The organism is Rahnella sp. BCC 1045 (assembly GCF_019049615.1).
In the GTDB taxonomy this organism is placed as follows: domain Bacteria; phylum Pseudomonadota; class Gammaproteobacteria; order Enterobacterales; family Enterobacteriaceae; genus Rahnella; species Rahnella contaminans.
The window spans coordinates 20,321-43,492 of record NZ_JAFMOZ010000121.1 but is presented as its reverse complement, the minus strand read 5'-3'; the positions used below and the strand labels follow the sequence as shown (position 1 = coordinate 43,492).

The 23,172-nt window shown below is 53.2% G+C and carries 17 protein-coding genes; 6 read left to right on the top strand and 11 right to left on the bottom strand.

The annotated features are described in order from the left end of the window. Positions 1–13: 13 nt before the first annotated feature. The 4 genes from J1782_RS10145 to J1782_RS10130 form a co-directional block, all read right to left on the bottom strand. A complete protein-coding gene (locus tag J1782_RS10145) occupies positions 14–1,171 on the bottom strand; it encodes an N-acetylglucosamine-6-phosphate deacetylase (RefSeq protein WP_217153080.1) in 1,158 nt (385 codons plus the stop codon). After that, complete coding sequence (locus tag J1782_RS10140; protein WP_217153079.1) at positions 1,164–1,940, bottom strand: glucosamine-6-phosphate deaminase; 777 nt, start codon at positions 1,938–1,940, stop codon at positions 1,164–1,166. Before J1782_RS10140 ends, J1782_RS10145 begins: the two co-directional genes overlap by 8 nt. Before the next feature lie 39 nt (positions 1,941–1,979). Next, positions 1,980–3,503, bottom strand: a complete 1,524-nt coding sequence (locus J1782_RS10135; RefSeq protein WP_217153078.1) for a sodium:solute symporter family protein — start codon at positions 3,501–3,503, stop codon at positions 1,980–1,982. A gap of 268 nt (positions 3,504–3,771) precedes the next feature. Then, on the bottom strand, positions 3,772–5,253 hold the full coding sequence (locus J1782_RS10130) for a SulP family inorganic anion transporter (protein ID WP_165057628.1): 1,482 nt from the start codon (positions 5,251–5,253) through the stop codon (positions 3,772–3,774). A 230-nt stretch (positions 5,254–5,483) separates the two neighbouring features. Here J1782_RS10130 and ychF point away from each other — a divergent pair, with 230 nt between their 5' ends. Beyond that, positions 5,484–6,575, top strand: a complete 1,092-nt coding sequence (gene ychF, locus J1782_RS10125) for a redox-regulated ATPase YchF (RefSeq protein ID WP_101079643.1) — start codon at positions 5,484–5,486, stop codon at positions 6,573–6,575. 71 nt (positions 6,576–6,646) lie between these two features. Here ychF and J1782_RS10120 read toward each other — a convergent pair whose 3' ends face one another. Further along, positions 6,647–7,945: a serine hydrolase domain-containing protein gene (locus tag J1782_RS10120; protein WP_371819763.1), complete on the bottom strand. Its 1,299-nt coding sequence runs from the start codon at positions 7,943–7,945 to the stop codon at positions 6,647–6,649. 141 nt (positions 7,946–8,086) lie between these two features. On the opposite strand from J1782_RS10120, the gene J1782_RS10115 reads away from it, so the two are divergent. Continuing rightward, positions 8,087–8,992 carry a LysR family transcriptional regulator gene (locus tag J1782_RS10115; RefSeq protein ID WP_217153076.1) on the top strand — a complete coding sequence of 302 codons (906 nt, stop codon included), beginning with the start codon at positions 8,087–8,089 and terminating at the stop codon, positions 8,990–8,992. Here the strand turns inward: J1782_RS10115 and J1782_RS10110 are convergent. Next, positions 8,989–9,375, bottom strand: a complete 387-nt coding sequence (locus tag J1782_RS10110; RefSeq protein WP_165057634.1) for a helix-turn-helix domain-containing protein — start codon at positions 9,373–9,375, stop codon at positions 8,989–8,991. The two genes, J1782_RS10115 and J1782_RS10110, sit on opposite strands and share 4 nt — an antisense overlap. Before the next feature lie 99 nt (positions 9,376–9,474). Here J1782_RS10110 and J1782_RS10105 point away from each other — a divergent pair, with 99 nt between their 5' ends. Continuing rightward, positions 9,475–10,206, top strand: a complete 732-nt coding sequence (locus tag J1782_RS10105) for an SDR family NAD(P)-dependent oxidoreductase (RefSeq protein WP_217153075.1) — start codon at positions 9,475–9,477, stop codon at positions 10,204–10,206. Between the two features lie 109 nt (positions 10,207–10,315). Then, positions 10,316–10,681, top strand: a complete 366-nt coding sequence (locus J1782_RS10100; RefSeq protein WP_152326310.1) for a methionine-R-sulfoxide reductase — start codon at positions 10,316–10,318, stop codon at positions 10,679–10,681. 5 nt (positions 10,682–10,686) lie between these two features. Here the strand turns inward: J1782_RS10100 and J1782_RS10095 are convergent, their stop codons facing one another. Next, complete coding sequence (locus tag J1782_RS10095) at positions 10,687–11,172, bottom strand: helix-turn-helix transcriptional regulator (protein WP_152326311.1); 486 nt, start codon at positions 11,170–11,172, stop codon at positions 10,687–10,689. A 253-nt stretch (positions 11,173–11,425) separates the two neighbouring features. Between J1782_RS10095 and J1782_RS10090 the strand changes: the two genes are divergently transcribed. Then, positions 11,426–12,949: an EAL domain-containing protein gene (locus J1782_RS10090; RefSeq protein WP_217153074.1), complete on the top strand. Its 1,524-nt coding sequence runs from the start codon at positions 11,426–11,428 to the stop codon at positions 12,947–12,949. Between the two features lie 189 nt (positions 12,950–13,138). Here J1782_RS10090 and J1782_RS10085 read toward each other — a convergent pair whose 3' ends face one another. After that, positions 13,139–16,738 (bottom strand): response regulator, encoded by a 3,600-nt coding sequence (locus J1782_RS10085; protein ID WP_152326313.1) that lies wholly within the window; start codon positions 16,736–16,738, stop codon positions 13,139–13,141. 4 nt (positions 16,739–16,742) lie between these two features. Next, on the bottom strand, positions 16,743–17,375 hold the full coding sequence (evgA, locus tag J1782_RS10080) for an acid-sensing system DNA-binding response regulator EvgA (protein ID WP_152326314.1): 633 nt from the start codon (positions 17,373–17,375) through the stop codon (positions 16,743–16,745). 466 nt (positions 17,376–17,841) lie between these two features. On the opposite strand from evgA, the gene J1782_RS10075 reads away from it, so the two are divergent. Continuing rightward, positions 17,842–18,951 (top strand): efflux RND transporter periplasmic adaptor subunit, encoded by a 1,110-nt coding sequence (locus J1782_RS10075; protein ID WP_193333128.1) that lies wholly within the window; start codon positions 17,842–17,844, stop codon positions 18,949–18,951. A gap of 764 nt (positions 18,952–19,715) precedes the next feature. Here J1782_RS10075 and J1782_RS10070 read toward each other — a convergent pair. Both J1782_RS10070 and J1782_RS10065 read right to left on the bottom strand, forming a co-directional pair. Next, a complete protein-coding gene (locus tag J1782_RS10070; RefSeq protein WP_152326317.1) occupies positions 19,716–20,891 on the bottom strand; it encodes an HlyD family type I secretion periplasmic adaptor subunit in 1,176 nt (391 codons plus the stop codon). Next, positions 20,891–23,068: a type I secretion system permease/ATPase gene (locus J1782_RS10065; RefSeq protein ID WP_152326372.1), complete on the bottom strand. Its 2,178-nt coding sequence runs from the start codon at positions 23,066–23,068 to the stop codon at positions 20,891–20,893. The genes J1782_RS10070 and J1782_RS10065 overlap by 1 nt, the downstream gene beginning before the upstream one ends. Positions 23,069–23,172: the final 104 nt, after the last annotated feature.

Here is a 23,172-nt window from a genome sequence, read left to right as displayed (position 1 = left end):
TCCGCCCGTCAACCTATTCACCCCGCCAGACTTCCGCCCCGTTTTTGTACGTCGCCAGCAGCCGGAGTGCGTGACTTTCATCCTCGCGCAGAAGAATGGCATCCAGCGGTGCACCGGGAATAAGCCCCTGAGCGACCGGAAGATTCAGCCGGGAAGCTGGCCGGACTGACGCCATCTGAACCGCTTCCGGCAGCGGAACGATGCCATTTTTTAGCAGCGTGTTGACGCCGTATAACAGCCCCTGAACCGAACCGGCCAGCAGCGCCGGATTGTTCGCCATCGACAGCCGTCCTTCAGGGCTCAGCACCACATCCCCGCCGATATGCGAATGATAATGTCCCGGCGGCATTCCGGCGTGGCTGGTGACATCACTGACCAGCAGCGCCCTGCCATTTTTAGCCCGTATAAAGGTTTTCAGCACGGAGAGCGGCAGGTGTTCGCCGTCGGCAATCATCGCGCACCACAGATCATCCTGCGCCAGCTGCTCCCAGATGTAGTTCGGATGCCGCGGCAACGTCAGATGCGCACCGTTCCCCAGATGCGTCGACATCTGCGCGCCCGCTTTCACCGCCGAGGCAATTTGCTCTGCGCTGGCGGCGGTATGGCCGATGGATACCACCACATTATCCGCGACACACTGGCGAATAAAATCGTCCGCATTTGGCCATTCCGGCGACAGAGTGATCAGGCGGATCCGTCCGTCCGCCGCCGTCTGCCAGCGCTGAAATAAAGCATAATCAGGGGCCTGAATATGCGCTTGGTTATGTGCGCCGCGCGGGCCGTCCTGCGCGGATAAAAAAGGGCCTTCCAGATGAATACCGGCAACCGATGCCCCGACGGACGGAAACTCGCGGCAAGCCGCCGCCAGCGTGCTGACCATTTCCGTAATTTCATCCGCGCCGTTGGTGATCACCGTCGGCATAAACGTCGTTACGCCCTGCTGCCACAGCGCCTGCACCACCTGCTTAACGGAACCGACGCTGAAAGGAAAACTGTTAAAGTCAGCGCCACCGTAACCATTGACCTGTAAATCCACCAGACCCGGTGCGATCAGCGGCAGATTTTCACCACCCGTTACCGGGCGAATCTGGCTGATATTGCCGTTATGCGCCACAATCTCAACCGGCTGTTGTGTACGATAATCCCTGCCGCGTAACGTGATTTCACTCATCCGCTAACTCCCCGAAACCCGCGATATCGGTATACAACGTGCAGGCCGGATGCGTGCGAAGCACCGTCGCCGGACAGGCCGCCGACGGCGGTGCGGTCAGCGTCTGCTTAATCGCCTGATGCTTATTCTTGCCGGGCACCATGCAAAATAATCGTGCCGCCGCCATCAGCGTCGGGATTGTCAGCGTCAGTGCATGCACCGGCACATCGTTCAGCGACGGAAAACAGCCATCGTTCACCTGTTGCTGACGGCATACCCCATCCAGCTCAACGATTTTCATCGGCAGCGGATCGTCAAAATTCGCCACCGGCGGATCGTTAAAAGCTAAATGCCCGTTCTCCCCGATTCCCAGACAGACCATATCGACCGGAGCCTGCTGCAGCAGGCGGGCATATTCCGCGCAGTTTTGCACCGGTTCACCCGCCGCCGGAATTTTGTAAACCGCGCCCGGCCTGACGATATCGAACAGATGCTCCGTCAGATAATGGCTGAATAGCGCCGGAGAATTTTCCGGTAACCCGACATATTCGTCCATGTGAAACGCGTCCACCCGCGCCCAGTCAATATCTGCGGCCTGCGCCAGATGCGCCAGGAACTCATTCTGTGACGGCGCGGCGGCGAAAATAATCCGCACGCGCGCCTGTTGCTGAAGACGTTGCCGCAAATGTTCCGCCGCATCGCGGGCAGCGGCTTGCCCCATGTCTTCGCGACGGGTGAAGACTTCAACATTCAGGCGTCCCGCCTGCGTAACGTACAGTGGTGATGTCATAGTAAAACCTGCTTTGTTATTTATTTAACGTGATTCTGGTTACCGGGATTCGGTCTGATAAGCGGAAGCGACTTCCGGCGCAGGCAACTCTTCTGCCTGATCCTGATTAAGCGCATTCAGTAATACATCAACCTCCGCGCTGACCGGGCGGCGGCGAAGTAAACCGCCAAGGACAAAGACCGCCAGTGATAACAGCACCGGTATGGCGACGACCTGAGCCGTACTCATGTCCGGAACGACGAATTTCACCAGGAAGAAGGCCGAAACGCCGGCTGCCCATGACGTAATCGCCGCCACTGATCCGCATTTACGGAACCACGGCAACAGCCCCAGCAGCATCGGGATAGAAATCGGCCCGACCAGCCCGCCGAACCAGACAATCAGCAGCGACAACACGCCGCCAAAACGGCTGGCATTTATGGCAATCAGCAACGTGGTGAGGATAAACAACACCACCGTGACGCGCGCCACCAGCAGCGAAGATTGTCCCTGACCAAAGCGTTTCGGCAGCAATACCGGCAAAATATCGCGGGTGACGACGGCCGTGATCGCGTTGGAATCCGAAGACGTCATCGACAACGTGTGCGTAAACATCGCCACCAGCACCAGCCCGATCAGGCCGTTGGGCAGCAACTGCATCGCCATGATGGAATAAGACTGAGAGGGGTCGGCGATATCCGGGAATAACAACGGCGCGGCCCACATCGGATAGAACAAAATCAGCGGCCAGACCAGATACAGCGCGGAAGACAGCAACGCCGCTTTGCGGGCATCCTTTCCGCGCGGAGAGGCGATAAAACGCTGCGCTAAATTCCAGGTACCGCCGTTGTAGCTCAGGGTATAAATAACGAAATACGCCAGAATAAAGCCCATCGAATACGGCCCGGCCACAATGTCCGTATGACCTGCGGGGAGCCGGTCCCAGATGGTCAGCAGGTTGCTGAATCCGCCCAGATGAAAGGCCACGGCCACCACCATCACAATCGCGGCAATAAACTGGACGATAAACTGCCCGAAGTCGTTACAGGCGTCGGCCCATAAGCCGCCGAGCACGGTATAAAACAGGCACAACACCCCGGAAATCGCAATCCCGACCAGCGGATCCAGCCCGGTAAACACATTGATGATAATGGCGATCGCCGCCCATTTAGCGCCCACGTCGAAGGTTTTCAGAGACACCCCGCTCCACGCCAGAATCTGCTGCGTCGGCACGTTATATCGTGTGGCGAGATATTCCATTGGCGATTCGATATTCATATGAATGCGCAGTCGCGCCCAGCGTGGCGCAAAAATGACTGACCCGATGAAAACCGCAATTGAAATCGGGAACGCCCACCAGAAATAAATAGTCAGCCCGTACTTATAGGCCACGGCGGCGTAGGCGACAAAAACCGCCGCGCTGTATCCTGACATATGGTGTGAAATCCCTGAAAGCCACCAGGGCATTTTGCCCCCGGCTGCAAAAAAATCCCTGGTGTTACCCACGCGCCGCATGGCCCACAGCGTGGTCATCACAATCATCAGCGCGTACAGCGCCATGACAAAATAGTCTATCCCGTTCATCGTTAACTCCGGTGGCAATCTTGCGTTGTCGAAGTCCGGCGGGAAAACTTGCCGGTTTTTTTAATTAATCCTAACTAAGGACTAATTAAACCCTAGCATGATGAAATGCGAACAAAACGTGAACAGGATCACGGTTCTTTTCGATATTTATGAGTGAGTTATAGGACTTTCTTATGGATGAGACGGAGATCGGTAAAACGCGGTGAGCCGGACAACGTGCCGGAGCCAGAATAAAAAAGGTGCCGTTTTGAGCGGCACCTGTTGAATGTCAGAGGTTATCTTCCGCGACATAATACTGCGGGTCATCCAGTTCATGGCTGCAAAACGGCCCCGCTTTTTTCAGCAGGCTTACGCAGTCGTTGCTCAGATGGCGCAGACGTATTGTCTTTCCGGCCTCCAGATACCGCGTGGTCAGCTTATCAATCGCCTCGACGCCGCTCGAATCCATCACCCGCGTACCGGCGAAATCCAGCACCACGTTTTGCGTATCATTCTGCGGTTCAAACAGTTCTGAAAACGACGCCGCTGAGCCAAAGAACAACGGCCCTTCCAGCTTATACACCGTCAGCGCGCCCTTGGTTTTCTTCTCGCGGATGCGGATGCGAGCCTGTTGCCAGGCAAAAACCAGCGCCGAGATAATCACACCGCTGATGACCGCAACCGCCAGATCGGTGAAAATCGTAATGACGGTGACAATCAGCATCACCAGCGCATCGGCTTTCGGCATGCGTCGCAGACGGCGTAAAGAACTCCATTCGAACGTGTTGTAGCAAACCACCAGCATAATCCCGGCCAGCGCCGCGACCGGCAGCAGCCCAATGTAACCGGACAGACTCACCACAAACAGAATCAGCAAAATTGCGCCGACCGTGCCGGAAATTCGCCCGCGCCCGCCCGACGTGAAGTTTATGATCGACTGTCCGATCATCGCACAACCGGCGAAACAGCCGAACAGACCGCAAATCGTATTGCCCGCCCCCTGCGCGATGCTTTCGCGATTACCGTTACCTTTCTGGCCACCCATTTCATCGAGCACCGTCATGGTCAGCAACGATTCAATCAGCCCGACCAGCGCAATCACTACCGCATAAGGCAGCACCACTTTCAGCATTTCCAGGCTGAACGGCACGACCGGCAGGCTGAAGTGCGGCAATGCACCGGAGATATCCGCCAGATCCCCGACCCGCAGCGTGTGCAGGTTAAATCCAATTGCCACGGCGGAAACCACAATCAACGCCGCCAGCGAAGAGGGAATGATTTTGGTCAGCTTCGGGAACAGCACGACGACCAGGATCGCCAGCAGCACCAGCATGTACATCAGCGGCCCCTGCCCGGCAATCATGTGGAGCTGCGCCAGCATAATGACAATCGCCAGCCCGTTCACAAACCCGTGTACCGCAGGCAGCGGCACCAGCCGGATAAACTTACCGAGCCGAAATACGCCAATCAGAATCTGAATCACACCGGCAAATATCGTCGCCCACAGCACGTATCCCATACCGTGCTGCGCTGCCAGACTCATCAGCACCACCACGATGGAGCCCGCTGCGCCCGACACCATACCCGGTTTGCCGCCAAACAGCGCGGTCACCAGCCCGATGATAAAAGCGGTGTGCAAGCCGACAATGGGCGAAAGCCCCGCCACCAGCGAAAACCCGACGGCCTCGGGGATCATCGACACCGCAACAACAAATCCGGCCAGCGTTTCGTTCTTCACTTCCGACAACTTAAGACCACGCGGGCTAAACATAAGACATCCGGTTTACTTCCTGTCAGTTAAAAAATTGTGACAAGTATCTAAAAATGGCCGGAACGAGGCAAGGTTTAATCAATCCGGTCAATGATGTAGCGGCTGTTCATCGCGATCACAACCGGATCGAGAAAAATGCCGTTCTCGTGTATAATGCGGGGAATTATGGTCATTACATCGCGCAATTACGTTTAATTGCTTGATAATTAAGATATTAAGGTGAGAAAAACATGGGATTCAAATGCGGTATCGTCGGCCTGCCGAACGTCGGTAAATCCACTCTGTTCAATGCGCTGACCAAAGCGGGTATCGAAGCAGCAAACTTCCCGTTCTGCACTATCGAACCTAACACCGGCGTAGTGCCAATGCCCGATCCGCGTCTTGACCAGCTGGCCGAGATCGTAAAACCGCAGCGTATCCTGCCGACTACCATGGAATTCGTGGACATCGCCGGTCTGGTAAAAGGCGCTTCCAAAGGTGAAGGTCTGGGCAACCAGTTCCTGACCAATATCCGTGAAACCGAAGCGATTGGCCACGTTGTGCGTTGTTTCGAAAACGACAACATCATTCACGTTAATAACAAAGTGGATCCGGCTGACGACATCGATGTCATCAACACCGAACTGGCGTTGTCTGACCTGGATACCTGTGAACGCGCCATTCACCGTGTACAGAAACGTGCCAAAGGCGGCGACAAAGATGCCAAAGCTGAACTGGCTGCGCTGGAAAAATGTCTGCCACAGCTCGAAAACGCGGGCATGCTGCGCGCGCTGGATCTGACCGAAGAAGACAAAGCGGCCATCCGTTACCTGAGCTTCCTGACGCTTAAACCGACCATGTACATCGCCAACGTTAACGAAGACGGTTTTGAAAATAACCCGTACCTCGACGTTGTGCGTAAAATCGCAGATGCCGAAGGTTCTGTTGTCGTTGCCGTTTGCGCCGCGGTTGAATCTGATATCGCCGAGCTGGACGACGCTGACCGTGAAGAATTCATGGCCGAGTTAGGCATAGAAGAGCCGGGCCTGAACCGCGTGATCCGCGCCGGTTACGAGCTGCTGAACCTGCAAACCTACTTTACCGCTGGCGTGAAAGAAGTCCGTGCATGGACGATCCCTGTCGGTGCTACCGCGCCACAGGCCGCAGGTAAAATCCACACCGACTTCGAGAAAGGCTTCATCCGCGCACAAACCATCGCGTTCGAAGACTTCATCACCTACAAAGGTGAGCAAGGCGCTAAAGAAGCCGGCAAAATGCGTTCTGAAGGCAAAGAGTACATTGTCAAAGATGGCGACGTGATGAACTTCCTGTTCAACGTCTGATCTCTTCCCTGCTGCAATTAAAAATCCACGCCCTTGCGTGGATTTTTTTATTCTCATTCGCGCAATAAATCTCAGCGAAGTTTTTCTGCAATGGCGCTGAACATGAGCGATGCCTCAAGAGGCTGAGCGCTGAAATCAGGCTCTGCTTTTGGCCATGTCGACCACTGAACAATCACCAGATCCTCAGCCGGGTTGACCATAATAATCTGGCCATAAATCCCTAACGCCCACAGCGATCCTTTCAGTGAATCCGAAGGTGCCGGGATGACATTTGTAGCATTGACAGGCACTTCATTATTCCACCATTCAAACCCATAAAGGCCGTCCGGATGGGCCGCCGACACGGAATTTTCTGCTTTTGTCCAGTTACCTGCCTGCTCAATCCAGTTTTCGGGCAGGATTTTCTTGCCATCCGGCAGACGTCCGCCGCCCATCACAAACTCGCCGAAGCGTCCCCAGTCTTCCAGTGTGGCATTAAACCCGTGTGCGCCGACATCGTGTTTTCCCGGTTCATAGGAGTGCCAGACGCCATCGTGCGCCATGCCGTAAGGTTGCCAGATGGACTGTTGCAGGTAGGCGGCCAGCGGCATTCCGGTGGCCTTTTCCAGCACATCGCCCAGTAACCACGCGCCGCCGGAGGAGTAAGACCATGACTGCCCGGCCGGATGCGCACGCTTCAGGCCAACAATAATTTTACGCACACAGTCATAGGTTCCCGGTCTGGCCTCACATTGCGTGAGATTGGCAAAATCGGAATGCGGATTCGTGTAGTCCTCATTCCACGCCACGCCGGAGGTATGCTGAATAAGTTGTTTTAGTGTGACGCCATCCCAAGCCGTGCCTTTCAGGTCAGGCTCATAACGCGTGACGAGGTCATCCAGAGAACTGATTTTCCCTTCTTTAATCGCAATCCCCACCAGCGTTGAAACCACGGATTTCCCCACAGAACGCGATGTCCACAGTGTCTGGTCAGTATTGCCTTCGCCCAGATATTTATAAGCTACCTTGCCGTTTTTCAGCACCAGCATTCCGGTGGCATTCTGGCGTTTGAGGTAATCCTGCAACGTATACGTTTTCCCCCTGACGCTGTACGTGGCTTCTTTCAGCGGCTTATCCGCCCGCAGAAACGGCGTGGACTGACCGTGCTTAAACACATCGCCCGCATAATTGCGGTAGTCATTACGAAATCCGATGACGCGCGCGGTCTGATCCCAGTTCAGCATATTTTTCGGGTCAGGCAGCGTTTTGTCCTGCGGCGTCGGGCAACTGCTGAGCATCACACCGTCACAATTTTGCGCGGATTTCGCCAGCGCGGAGGGCACAAATGACCAGGCGGAACCCAAAGCCACGGCCAGCACCAGAGGTTTCATTACCGCCGGAAGAAAGGTTTGTCTGTTTTTCATTGAATGACTCCTGTATCAGAAAACCGGAGTATAGAAAGGAAAAACCCCTTGAAGAAATCACGTTATGGGGGAAAATCCCCCCTATAAATTGATGAACTGGAAGAGTTTATGTCTGCCTTACGTTATTCCTTCTCGCAAATTGAGGCCTTCGCCTGCGTCGCGGGCTCAGGAAGTTTATCCAAAGCTGCCCTTTTGCTGGGAAAGGATCGCACCACGGTGCGCGATCTGCTGGATTACCTCGAGGACGTGCTGGGCTATACGCTTTTTGTGCGCCAGGGCCGCACATTAATCCTGACCGAACAAGGCCAGCAATTGCACCGGCAAGCACATTTGCTGCTGCGTCAGGCGCAGGCTTTTGAGTCTTATGCCCAATCCTTACCGGATGCGGAACGGCAGGAGCTGGTTATGGTGTACGACCCTTTCGTTTCGCCGGCATTTATCGAAGCGGTGATCGTTGAAATGGCTAAAAAAGGCTTGTGTTTCAGTGCCTGGAGCGCTTCCCGTGAAGAAGCCGAAGCCGCATTAAAAAGTGGTAAAGCGCAGGTTGCCGTATGTCAGGCCAATAACCGTGCACTCGGGACAGACATGGAGTGGCGGGCGCTGGGCAACATCGGGCTTGATTTCTACGCGTCCGCACAGTTGTTTCAACGCCAGCAACGCCCGCTGACGTTGCTGAATCTGTCGCTTATTCCGCAGGTCGTCATGCACAAAGCACACGACGAGCAAATCACCCGCAGTCTGCAAATATCCGGGCAAACGTTGTACGTCAATGAACGTTCTACCCTGCGCTACCTGCTGGAAAACGCACAGGGCTGGGGATTCTTACCGACACATTTTCAGGCTTCACGCTGGAAAACCGTGCAGGCGATGGAATGTGAAGTGGGTAATCAGGGGCTGGACATTACGATGGTCGCGATCTGGCAACCCGGCGCGGCGAAACAACGCGTCACCGGGGCATTAATTGACGCGCTTCCTTCGTTATGGCGCAAAGCGATGGGCGCGCGCGCTTCTTAAACCTCCTGAGCCTCATCTGCATGCACAAGATCGTAGTCCGCCTGTGCCCTCTCCAGAGCCGGGCCGTATGCCAGCGCCCAGTCATACAGCGCGATAAATGGCTGCTGCAATGTTTGCGCCAGCGGCGTAAGGCTGTATTCCACACCGACCGGCGAGGTGGGCAACACTTCACGATTAACCAGGCCATTTCGCTCAAGCCGCTTTAAAGCGTCCGCCAGCGCTTTATGCGTGATGCCATCCAGCCGGCGGCGTATTTCGTTGAAACGCGAAGGTCTGGTACAGAGCACTGTGAGAATTAAAATCGACCATTTATTGGTGATATGTTCAAGCACCGGACGCGTTTTTCCTACATCTCTCAAGCTGTTACCATCGATTTCTGCCAAGACGATATACTCCTCTATACCTGATATAAACAAAGTGCGTAATTGTTATTTAGTATAAATTTTATATCATCTGTTTTCCAACCAAACAGGAGAATACAGATGGGCAATTTAGACAACAAAGTGGCCGTGGTACTGGGCGGTGCGAAAGGTATTGGTCTGGCGATTAGCCAGCGGTTTGCCATCGAAGGTGCGATAACCTGGTTTACCTCGCGGCGTGAAGAAGAGCTTGAGGCCGCCGACGGCAAAATTTCAGGAACCAGGATCCCGCTGCGCGCAGATGTGAGCCAGTTAAGCGAGTTAACCCGCATTATGCAGACGATTCAGGCTGAATCTGGCCAGATTGATGTGCTGGTCATCAACGCTGGAATGTCCGAATACGCCACGATTGATGACATCAGCGCAGCGCATTTTGAACAAATTTTTAGCCTCAATGTGCGCTCGCCGGTTTTTGCTTTACAGGCAGCACTTCCGCTGATGAAACCCGGTGCCAGCGTGGTGCTCGTGGGGTCAATTGCCGATGTGATTGGCACACAAGGATATGGCGTTTACAGCGCCAGTAAAGCGGCGTTACGTTCTTTTGCACGAACCTGGACACGCGAACTTTCTGCACGCGGCATCCGTATTAACGTGGTTGCGCCGGGCCCTGTCGATACTGAAATGATGGCCGCTGCCTCGGAGGAATTACGCCGTGGGTTAACTGACGCCATCCCGCTGGGCCGGTTAGGTAAACCTGATGAAGTTGCCAGTGCCGCATTGTTCCTCGCGAGTGACGAAAGCAGCTATATCGCCGGTGCCGAGATCTGCGTGGATGGCGGTCTGACCCAGGTTTAACAAGGAAACATTCTTTTACGTTGCTTGAGCAAACCGCATTGTCACTGGGGTGTTGCGGTTGTAAAATAAAATGATAGTCGCAACACGAAATTTAACAGGAATGAATTCCATGAAAAATGACCTCACCGAGTTTGAACGCTTTGTTATTGAAGACAAAGGGACAGAACGCCCGCACACGGGAGTCTACAATGAGCATTTTTCGCCAGGCCGCTATGTCTGCAAACGCTGTGGAACGCCGCTGTATACCTCAGAGCACAAATTTGAATCGCACTGCGGCTGGCCGTCTTTTGATGATGAAATTCCGGGAGCCGTTGAACGTGTTCCTGATGCTGACGGACGCAGAACCGAAATCGTCTGTGCCACGTGTCAGGCGCATCTGGGCCACGTGTTTGAAGGCGAGTATTTAACCGAGAAAAACCTGAGACACTGCGTGAACTCCGTGTCCCTGAATTTTGAAAGCGTCGGGAAAGAGTAACGCCCTCACAACCGCGCAATATTCCGGTACAGATAGATGCGGTTCCCGGCCTGCATTTTGTTAATCAGGCGGGAACGGCTGGCGTAGATGGTTTTAATATTCACGCCCAGACGTTCGCCGATCTGCCGGGTATCTAATCCTTCCTGAAGACAGGACAACACTTCGCCTTCACGTTCGGAAAGTTTGGCTTTTACGCGGTAATTGAAATGCGCATGGTTCAGCGACAGGCACGAAAGCACTTCGCTGATCCCGCTGCGCCTGTCGATGAAAATCACGTTCTCCAGATGGCATAACGCGTAATAATCAAAGTCGTTGTCGATAAAAGCGAAAACTTTCTTACCCTGAGATAAGCACTGTTCCACCTGCGAACGACGGGTCGACTCCACGTCGACAATGACATAACCGGCGCCAAACGTATTGGATGAAAACATCGCTTTTAATCCGGCATTGAAAAAATTATCTTCGGAAAAAATAATGCATGGCGAGTCCATAGTAATTCCTTTTTTTTCTTGCTGTCCGTTTACGATCCCGATCGTCAGTCATTAACCTGTTTTTATATTTACAGATTAAGTTAATTTTTTCATAATAATTCAAGTAAACAAATCAGCATAAGATGATTATTACGTGGGGGATTTCTTACAGGCGTAGCCACAATCTGAAATAGCGTTAAAGCCACTCATTGTTTATTTGTTATTTAGGAAAAATAGCTTACAACTGTCGCCCGAATATTAAAACGGGTAACACATGCGTCTTAGCAACCGACTCTCTATTACTTTTATTATGTTTGTCAGCATTAATCTTGCGGGCGGATGGATTGTTATAGAAAAGATGAAATTCAGCCAGAAAAAAGAAGCTGAAAAAAACGTTCTTATCATTCGCGACGAAATTGATCGCGTTCTCACCCATGCCAGGATCGCCAGTGACGCCGCAGCGCATCTTCTGGCCGGTCAATGCGATGCAGCCACGCAAACCGGTATTCGCAAAATCGTCGCGACCACTCCCGATATCCGCACGGTCAGCCTGCTAAGGGGCAACGAGATTTATTGCTCCTCTGTTTTCGGGGCTCAGTACTTCAGACTGGCTGCCCAAAGCACGCCGCCCGCAGGCTTCTCCCTGATGGACGGCAATGCGCTCACGCCCTACCGGTCGCTTCTGATTTACCACGCCGTACATGCAGGCAAGAGCGTGATGGTGGGCATCGACGGTTATTATCTGCAATACAAACTGAAGATTAACGACAGGCACACGGATTACCAGATGACGCTGAATGGCCTGACGCTTAACGCGGCGGGTCAGGTTCTGACGCACCGGGACCCTACCGCCTCATTGCGCTATTTCTCCCCGGAGTATCAGTACCAGATCAGCGCAAATCCGGTCGAGCCGGTTAGCCCGAATTTATTGTTGAAAGACATCTGGCACGAAGAAAAGTCAGGGGTTTTCCTGACGTTTTTACTCTCCGCCCTGCTCTCGACATTCACGTCTAAAACACTTTCCCGACGTAATACTTTATTGTTTATGCTTGAGAAAGCGCTGGATAAAAATGAACTCATTCCTTTTATTCAGCCGATAATCGAAGCGGAAAGCGGTAATACCGTCGGCGGCGAAGTATTGATGCGCTGGAAACATCCGCAGCGGGGTCATATTCCCCCTGATCAGTTTATTCCGCTGGCAGAACAAAATGGTCTGATTACCCGGATAACGCAGTCGGGATTACGTCATGTAGCGGACGCACTTAACTCCGCTGACATTATTCCCGCCCGCGATATGACGTTATTTTTTAATGTCTCCGCCGCTGATTTTATCAATCACGATTTACTGGAAGAATGTCGGGAATTCAGGCGAAAAACGCCGCTTTCTGGCTGGCAGATCGGACTGGAAATTACGGAAAGAGAACCTGTTGAAGATACGCACGTTGCTCAGGCGTTGTGTAAACGGCTCGACGCGCTGGGTGTGCAGATTTCGATAGATGATTTTGGTACGGGGAATTCCAATTACCGCTATCTGATGCAGTTTCGCCCGCACTATATCAAGATTGATAAAGTCTTTACGTCGGGCATTGAAACCGACACCAGTAAAGAAGCCATTGTGCGCAACATTATTGCTATCGCGCAGGATATGCGCTGCATGACCATTGCAGAAGGCGTGGAAACCGCGTCGCAAAAGGAGAAACTGGCCGAAATGGGCGCGACGCATTTTCAGGGATATTTCTTCTCGAAGCCGGTTGAGATAGCCACTTTTTTCCAAAACACACGGAATCCCCTCCCGTAAAAAAGGCATCTCCCAAAGGGAATGCCTTCTCTTCCTGCAACGTCGTCGGGCGACACAACACCCAGAGCCGCGGATCGAACCATGACGTTTCCGTGGTGATGGTACGCAGATTGGTTTTCGTGCCGTCCATCGGAACCGGGGAGCTTTAGTCATAACCACCGGCATCAGTGGCCGCCGGGACTTCAGTCATTAATGGCGCACAGAACGGGAATACGCCTCAATGGCCGCATTCAGCGATTGAATTTGCTGCTCCAGCTGCAATACACCTTTTTCCAGCGCAGGCGGATGCAGCCCGGCGGCCAGCTGATTTTCCAGCGTTTCAGCCAGTTCGTACAAAACCGTCGCGCCCAGAAGTTGCATCGTTCCGTTGATGCGGTGCAGATGATGTTGCAGCAATTCCCACTCTTCACGCGCCAGCGCCTGAACAGCCGCCGCCACGTCTTTGTCGTTCTCAATCCGCGACAGCTCCAGCATCTGACACATCAGTTTTTTATCGCCGAGGCTTTGCGCTTCCAGCGTGGGCATGTCGATAAACGCATCCAGCGGCGGCCCGTCCTCGGGCATATTCACGCCGCTGAGCGCGGCCTTGAGCTGTTGCAGGTCGATAGGTTTGAACAGGCACAAATTCATACCGGCCGCCAGACAGCGCTCTTTTTCTTCCGTCTGCGCATTGGCGGTCAGCCCCCAGATCACCATGTTCTGATTCAGCTCACGCACCCGCCTGGTCAGCGTGATGCCGTCCATATTGGGCATGTTCAGATCGGTAATCAGCAGATCGTAATCCAGATTTTTGATGAGATTCAGTGCATGCAGGCCGTCTTCGGCCTCATCGACGTGATACCCGAGAATATCCAGCTGACGGCGCAGCAACAGACGGTTAGTCGGGTTATCTTCGGCAATCACAATCCGCAGCGCGGCTGGCCGCGTCGCTTCCTGTTCGGCAATCAGCGGCACCGCAGGCGCGTTGTCCGAGGTCTGCGTGACCAGCGTCACTATCATGGTGGTTCCCATGCCCGGCTGGCTGGTAATGCTGATCTGCCCCGCCATGCGCTCCACCATTTCGCGGCAAATCACCAGACCGAGGCCGGATCCAATCTGCCGTTTACCCGCATCCGTCTGGCTGAACGGCTTAAACAGTAGTTGCTGTTCGTCATGACTGATCCCCGCGCCGGTGTCGCGCACGCTGAGCGTGAGATAAACCCGCTCTTCACCCATCGCCTGCGTATGGGCAATCACGTCCACGCCGCCTTCGGTGGTAAATTTGAGGGCGTTACTCAGCAGATTTGACAAAACCTGCTTCACCGCCTGCGGATCGAGCCAGAGCGTTTTGCCGTCTTCAAGGCGGCAATCGACCGTCAGCCGCAAGTTTTTCTGCCGCGCCAGCCCTTCAAAATTGGCGACCGTGGCGTTAATCACCGGTTCCAGATCGACCCATTCCGGCGTCAGCGTGAAATTGCCTGACTCAATTTTTTCCATATCCAGCACGTCGCCAATCAGCGCAATCAGGGTTTGTGCCGTGCTGTAGGCCAGCTGAATGGCTTCCTGGGTTTCTTCCGCGCTTTGTTTGCGCGTGGTCAGCAGCTCCAGGAAGCCCATGATCGAGCTGACCGGCGTGCGTATTTCATGGCTCATACTGGTCAGGAACTGGCTTTTAGCCTGATTCGCATCGATGGCTTTGTCTTTCTCAACCTGCAAGGCTTTCATCAACTGCCGGGACTCCGTGATGTCCTGCCAGCCACAAATCAAAATCGCAGGCCGGTTTTCCGGCATGAGACACAGCGTCAGCCAGTGCAGGATCTGGCGATTCCCGCCGCCATTATTGAGCGTCAGCGAATGCGTGATTACATGGCCGGGTTTCAGGCCGCGCTGAATGTCCGGCTGAACCGCGTGAAAAACGTCTGCCAATGGGCTGCGGCGGTCAAACAGGGAATAATTCATCGAACCGCGCAGATCAGGAATAAAGAACTCGCTGAATGCGCTGTTGTAACTTTCAAGTTCGCCTTCGAGCGTGATGACATACACCGGCACGGGAATGGAATTGGATAACGTCTGGCTGAACGTCAGCTGATAATTCAGCGCCGCCTGCGCGGCCTTGCCCCGACCGATGGCACGCAGCAAATACACCCCCCACAGCAGGCTGGTAATCACCAGGAGAACCGCCAGCCCGATCACCAGATAAAATGGCCGGTTATACAGATTCCAGGTGCCGATTTTCACGTCCGGTGCTTTGGTCCATTTTCCGGCCAGATTCAGGATCTCTTTCGGGGGAATATCGTCCAGTGCCTTATTCAGAATACTTTGCAGTTCAGAGGATTCCCGCGGGATCGCAAAGGCGATTTGCGCCGAAGGTTCATCCGGAATCCGCGTGTATTTCATCGTGCCCGGATAATAGTGATCAATGATAAACCGCGACGCGAGCTGCGTAGACACCACCGCATCCACATCCCCGAGCATCAGCTTACTGAGCGCGGTACTGGTGTTCTCAGCAATCACCCATTCCACGCCCGGATATTTCTTTTTGAGTTTATCGGTCAGCGGATGGTAGGCCGGGATCGCCACTTTTGAACCCGGCAAAAGCAAATCGTCTTGCTCCGACGACGCCCGCGTCACCAGCACAAAAGGCGTGGCGATAAACGGATGCGTGAACAACATTTCTTCTTCGCGTTCGGCGCTGAATGTTGCCGTCGGTAACACATCCCAGCCGCCTTTGCGCATGATATCCACCATATCCGTATTCGAATTGGCGATCACCGGCTGGAAAACCAGCCCGGTTTGCAGCTGGATCAGATTCAGAATATCACCGAGCAGCCCGCGAATTTCCTGATGCTCGTCCACCATGCTCAGCGGCGCATAATACGGGTTAATCAGCACGCGCAGCACCGGATGTTTAGCAATCCAGCGTTCTTCCCGCGGCGTCAGCTTCATCGCTTTATTTAAAAAAGAAATATTGCCGGTATCGACCCACGACTGGGCAATCTGTTTATGGGTTTGTTCAGTCAGGGAGCTGATAAAGGTGTCGAGAATGCCGAGCAGTTGTTTCTGACCGGCCGGTACAATGAAATGATTTCCGGTCTGCGGTTCACGCCAGAACTTCACCATTTCCAGCGACTGATAAAAATCGCGAACCAGAATAAAACTGGACGTCAGATTATTACCAAAAAAATAGTCGTTTTCGTTATTGGCCACCGACGCCAGCGCCAGATAATTATCCGCATAAGACGTAATGTGCGCCTTCGGGAAAATCATCTTAATAAACTGTTCGGACGGATAACCCTGCTTAATCGCAATCGAAACGTCGTCCTTGTCGTTAGAAAGTGGCTTCATGACATCCGCCTGGCGCGTCACCAGCGTCGGATAAGCCCGAATCAGCGGCAACGAGACGGCAAACGCCGGGTCCGGATCTGCTTCACCGGCGGGCGAGGTCAGAATTATATCCGCCTCACCGGCCTTGAGCGCGGTTAATGCTGCACTGAGACTGTCGTAATGCTTAATCACCACTTTGATTTGTAGTGAGTTTTCCATCAGCAGCAGATAATCCGCGTTCATTCCCCGGTAACGTCCGGTGGTTGAATTCATGCTCAGCGGCGGCGTTTCCTGTCCGTATACCGCAATCGTCAGGGAACGTTTCGCTGCCAGCCACAACAGATCGTAATGCCCCAAAGGCAGCGCAGGCGTAAACACCTGATTATCGCTGGCGAGCTGAAGCGTCGCGGGTTCAGGGCTGGCGGATTGCGCCGGAGCACTCGCGACAAACAGAAGAAACAGCGCCACAATGGCCCGTGTCATCATACGGTTACCCGATTGCATTACGTTGCGCAAAGGAAAAAAGGTCCATCAGTGATTTACAGTTGAGCTTTTCCATTAAGCGGCTTTTATAGGTACTCACGGTTTTATTACTGATACACATTTCTGATGCGATTTTCATATTGTCATCACCGTTCAGAATATAGCGCATCACTTTAATTTCCTGGCTCGACAGCGACTGCAACATTTCCTGTTCAGACGAAAGACTGCCCATAAACGTCTGCAATGATAACGGGAAATAACTGTAACCATTTTGCGCCGCATGGACCGCCGCAATAATATTGGTCATGCCCTCTTTCTTGCTGATAAAAGCATTCGCACCCGCGTCAGCACTGCGCTTGCCATAAAACAAATCGTTCTTGGCGGAGACCACAATAATAATCCGGCTGAACGCCTGCTTGCGGAGTTTCTCCACCACTTCTATGCCGCTCATCACCGGAATATCCACATCGACAATAACCAGGTCCGGGCTGTGTTCGCCGACAAGATCCAACGCCTGCGCGCCATCGCCGGCTTCCGCAACGACGGTGATCCCTTCATTTTCCAGCAGGTTTTTAATAGCCATACGAGCCAGCGGATGATCGTCAATGATGACAGCATTTAACTTATTGGTTTTACTCATCTTAGCTCCTTAATAAAAACATTTTCGGATCCCCGGCTCACTCACTGTCATGCACAGAACAACGCGCATCCCAATGACAGATGGCGTAATTATAACGTGCTGCAGGAAGATGAACGTGTTTCGGCGATAATTATAATGCACCGTAATGAGGGGTAATCCGAAGGATTAATTCTACTGTTTGCGCATTTTTATTTCCACGGGTATTAAGACTAATAGTATCACATAAGAGAAAAGCGTGTTCCCCGGCCATCACTCCGTTAAGGAAAGGTTTAAAAAATCGTAAAGGTGATATTTTATTGCTTGTTTTTAAAGGGAAATAATTTCTTGCGCTGCCATATGGACTTCACGTGTAGGATATTCCCTGCAAAAGTTTCCGATGTGTCCCCTGTATTTAATTCGCACCGGTGATTAATCTGACTGAATATTCTTAACACCTCCTGTTTAGAAAGAACAGATGAACTTTCTCATGGAAGAACTTCACGGCATGGTCGCTAATATCGGAAAGGAACGTCCGAACCAAAAAATTAAAAAACGAATGCTTTGTGTCATCGTTATTATCGTTCCGTATTTTATTTGCTGTCTCGGGCGGGACTTTTCATTACGCAAAATGCCCAGCACCAGCGACGCTTACATTACCGGAAACCCGGTCACCCTATCCTCAGAGATAAACGGACGGGTGGCGGTCGTTATACAAACCAACAGCGACCGCGTGCGTAAGGGCGATATTCTCCTGCACATGGATAATTCCGGCGAAATACTCCGCTATAAAAAGGCCGAAGAGACGCTGCTGGAAACGGAAAAAGAAACACGGGAACGTTACATCGCCGACGGCCAGAATAATGCTCACATCCTGAATGCCCAGATGACCTACCAACAGGCGCTGATTGACTACCACCGCCGGTTACAGTCAAAAGGCCCTGCGGCGATTTCCAAAGACGATCTCCAGCAGGCCCTCAGAAACGTCAACAACAGCAAAGCCTCGCTGGATGCGGCGATCCTGCAATACCGTCGGAATTTACGGGTGCTGCGTGAGACGGATATGGCCCGGCAAAAACTGATTTTGCAGGCCAGAGAGGCCTTACAGAAAGCCGGTGAGGCGCTGGATCGCACGGCGATCCGCAGCCCGGTCACCGGATATGTCGCGCAAAGAAACGTGCATACCGGCTTAACAGTCATCCCGGGACAAACGCTGCTGACTATCGTGCCTGCCGATCAGATGTGGATAAACGCTAATTTCACCGTCGCACAGCTTTCCGGCGTTCTCGTCGGCCAGAAAGCGGCGATTGTGACGGAAATGTACGGCAACAACGTGGTTTTCGATGGACAGGTCGAAGGATGGGATGACGACGCCGACACCGCGATTCCCCCCCTGAACAGCGCCGGAAAGTGGATCGCCGACGTACAAAAAATCCCGGTGCGCATTTCCATCAACCCGATGCAAATGAGTCAGTATCCGCTGCGGATCGGCATCTCTTCAAAAGTGAAACTGCTCGACGGGCACTCAAGGAATGCGTTGTTTGCGATGGTGAGAAAAGGAATCAATGTGCTGCGGGCGTTCAGGCGGTATGGGGATTGAGGGTGATGTGGAGGAAATGCGTCGGGATAACATCAACTTATGCCGCAAAGGTGCATCGCAAACCCCACCTTGCTTTGATACAGACAAAGGATCATGTCTGGTCATAAAAAGAAGGAAAAAGAGTCTGTTATGAATAATAATAGTTCCCGAAAAAGGTTATGGAAAACGGCAGCACTCATGCTGGATATTCCGTGATGGCTCGACAGTAGCCAGCCTTTTATGAATACAAAAGGACTTTTAGCGATGCATACTTTATTACATTTCACTTTCACAGACTTAATTGCCTTTTTTATCCCTGCCTTTATTGGATTAATAATATTCACCAAAAGACGCAAAAGACACCAGGACACAGCAAACTATCTCCTGGCCTGCTTTTTTATCGCTATCGGGTCATTCTGCGAAGTATTCGATACCATTTACACTACATATTCCTACAGACACAACGAGCTATATAACAACGATAGATTCACAACTGTTTTTAATTATGATTTCTCGAATATTATTTTCTTTGCAATTGTCATGACTGTTGCAATTGTTCTATTTTTTCAGGAATTACGTCTGCGTAAAAGTGTTCGATAAGACCAAAAATGACGGCTGTGATGTAGCTGAAGTGGCCTGTTTAGGTAAATTATGCGATTCCCCAATGATAAATATGCTGAGATATTGCCAATATTACCTTCCGGCTTTAGGCAGTTTATCGCAGCAAATCCCAATAAAAAAACCCACGCTCACACGTGGGTTTTCTCTTTCTCACAACTCAGTCATTAACGTTCCCGCATCGCTTCGTTCATTTTGTTCAGCGGTTTCAGCAGGTAATCGAGGATGCTTTTATTGCCGGTTTTGATATCCACCGTGGCGATCATGCCGGGGAAGATATAGAACTTCTCTTTGTGTTTATTTTCCAGATAGTTGGCGTGCGTTTTGATGTTGACGCGGTAATAGTACACGTCGCGGCGGACTTCATCCTGGATGGTGTCCGGGGAAATCGTTGTTACCTCGCCGTCAAAACTGCCGTAAATGGAATAATCGTACGCAGTGATTTTCACCTTGGCTTTCTGGCCGGGGTGGATAAATGCCACGTCGCGCGGGGAGATTTGCGCCTCCACCAGCATCTGGTCGTCAATCGGCACCAGCGTCATCAGTTTGCCGTTGGGCGGGATCACGCCGCCAACGGTATTCACGTCGATATTTTTGACGATGCCTTTCACCGGCGAGAAGAATTCCAGGCGGTTCAGTGAATCTTTACGCCCCAGAATCACCGAGCGCTGCGCCTCGATCTCCGCATTGGCCTTGGCGAGTTCCTCACCGGCACGCACGTTGTATTGCGTTTCCAGGTCGGTCGCTTTGCTTTCCATCTCGTTAATCTGACGTTGCAGACGCAGCACTTCCACGTCGCTGGCCGCGCCCTGTTTGACCAGTGGCGTGGTCATTGAAAGCTCGCGGCGGATAAGCGATACGCCCTGCTTCAGGCCGGAAAGTTGTTTCTCCAGGCTGTTACGGCTGGAGTTGTACAGCTCGGTTTCTGATTTCACCAGCTCCGGTTCGTCATCCAGCTCTGCCGGGAACGTCAGCGGCGTATTGTTGATCTGCGCCGTCAGTCGCGCCGCCGTCGCCAGCGCGGCATGCAAACGCGCCACGCTTTCCTGTACGCCGGATTCGGTTTTGGTGCGATCCAGCTGCGCCAGCCGCTGCCCGCGTTCCACCACTTCGCCTTCCTGCACGTCGATGGTGTGCACGATGCCGCCTTCCAGCGACTGAACAATCTGTTCGTGCGACGACGGGATCACTTTACCGGTGCCGGTCGTGACTTCGTCGAGCGTGTAAAAATTCGCCCACAGAAAGAAACACAAAAGCATCAGCGATACCGACCAGACCAGAATGGTCGAGCGCGGCAGGGATTTTTCAGCCCGCTGGCGGGTTGTGGGTTTACGCTGTTTCATTATGATGCCTCCTTGCTTGCCGCCGGTTTTGCAGTGGCGGCAGCGGTCTGTCCTTTCGGCCTGAAGTGTTTGTTCAGGATGTCCTCTTTGTTACCGTCGAGCGAAATGCGCCCGTTATCCATGACGATAATGCGATCCACCAGTTGCAGCAGCGCCAGACGGTGCGTGGCGATAATCAGCGTTTTGTCTTTGCCCCAGGTGGATAACTGGGAAATCAGGTTCCATTCGGAAATCTCGTCCAGCCACGCGGTTGGCTCATCGAGCAGCAAAACCTGCGGCTGCGTGATGATGTTACGTGCCAGCAACAGCGCCTGACGTTGCCCGCCGGAAAGCCCGACGCCGCCTTCGTGAATGAGGAAGTTCAGGCCATCCTCTTTTTGCTGAACAAATGCCAGCGCGCCGCTGATGACCAGCGCTTCATGGATTTCTTCGTCCGTCGCCTGCGGGCGGCCCATGGTGATGTTTTCATGCACCGATCCGAAGAACAAACGGGCGTGCTGGTTGTGCAGCGCCACGTCGCGGCGTAAATCTGCCGGGTCAATCTGTTTGATGTTAACGTTATCGAGCACCACCTGCCCTTGCTGAACCTGTTGCATGCCCGCCAGCACTTGCAGGAGCGTCGATTTACCGGCACCGTTTTTGCCGAGGATGGCAATCTTTTCGCCCGGTTTGATGTTCAGGCGTGAAATCGCCAGATTCACCGCTTTGGCTTCTTCGTCGTAATAAAACACCGCGTCACTGAGTGCGTATTCACCCGCGATCTGCGCCTTGTGAACCATCTTCTGGCCGTTTTCCTGATCAATCGGACGTTGCATCAGTTCGTCCAGCCCTTTACGCGCAACCTTCGCCTGCTGCCAGCGCGACAGCACGCCGGAAATTTGCGCCAGCGGCGCAATGGTACGGGACGCCAGAATGGTCGTACCGACCAGCGCACCGGTGGTCATGTCGCCCTGCATCACCAGATAGCAACCCACCAGCAGCACAACGGCGTACACAATCGACTGCACTTCCTGCGTCCAGGTCATCAGCAGGCTGGTCAGAAAACGCTGACGCATGCTGATTTCGGCGGACACTTCGTTGCAGTGGTTCCACTGGTTCTGGAAACGCTGCTCGGCGCGCATCAGTTTGATGTCCTCGAGCGATTCCACCGCTTCCACCAGCGAGGCATTACGCACCGCCGATTCGCGCATCCCTTCGTTTGCCAGTTTCGCCAGCGGTTTCTGGATGAGGATGCCGGGGATCAGCAGCAAAGGCAGCGCCAGCAGCACCACAAACACCAGCGGGCCGCCAATCATCCACAAAATAACCGTGAACAGCAGGAAGAATGGCAGATCCGACAGCGCGCTGAGCGTGGTCGAAGTGATCAGCTCACGCACGGATTCCAGTTCGCGTATTTGCGAAATAAAGGAACCGGTGGATTTCGAGCGCGCGCTGTTTTTAATGCGCAGCGCACGACCAAAGACGCGGTCGGAAATGCGCAAATCGGCGCGTTTCCCTACCACGTCAGAAATATGGACGCGCACCATGCGCATCACGAATTCAAAGGTAATCGCCAGCATCACGCCGCCGAAAAGTACCCATAAGGTCGGGACGGACTGCGACGGCACCACGCGGTCGTAAACCTGCATGGAAAACAACATGCCTGCCAGCGCCAGCACGTTGGCAATCATTGAGGCCAGCATGATGTCGCTGTAACGACGCCAGTCTTTGAGCGCCAGATCCCAGAACCAGTTTTTCTTGTACGGCCTGATGTAGTTATCAACGCGCGCATCGGGAATGCTGTGCAGCGGACGCAGAAGCGTGATGCTTTTCGCGCGTTCCGCCAGCTGTTCTGATGTCAGGGTGGTTTCAAGCCCCTGATCTTCGGTGAATTGCACCGCACACTGGCCGCTGGCGTCCAGATGTGTCACCACGCCCAGCCGCCCGTTATCGAGCGTCAGGATGAACGGCACGCTCATCGGATCGAGATCGTTCGGGTGGAAATCACGCGTTACGCGACCCAGCCCCAGTTTTTTCGCCATCTCATCAAGAATCACGTCTGCCGGTGCGCCCATCTCCCAGGCAACGGTGGCTTTCACGTGTTCTTCTGAGTAATCCAGCCGGTAGTGTTTCGCGATATCAAGCATGGCGCTGAGCCACGCGGTGTAACCTTTCTCTAACATGGTGTCTTTTTTCATCATCATTCTTCCCTAAATCGTCTTTCTTCACGCTCATTCCGGAGCATAAACAGGCCATCCGGGTTCGCGGAGCAGAGGGTTTCCCCTGCTCCGCTTTCCGCTAC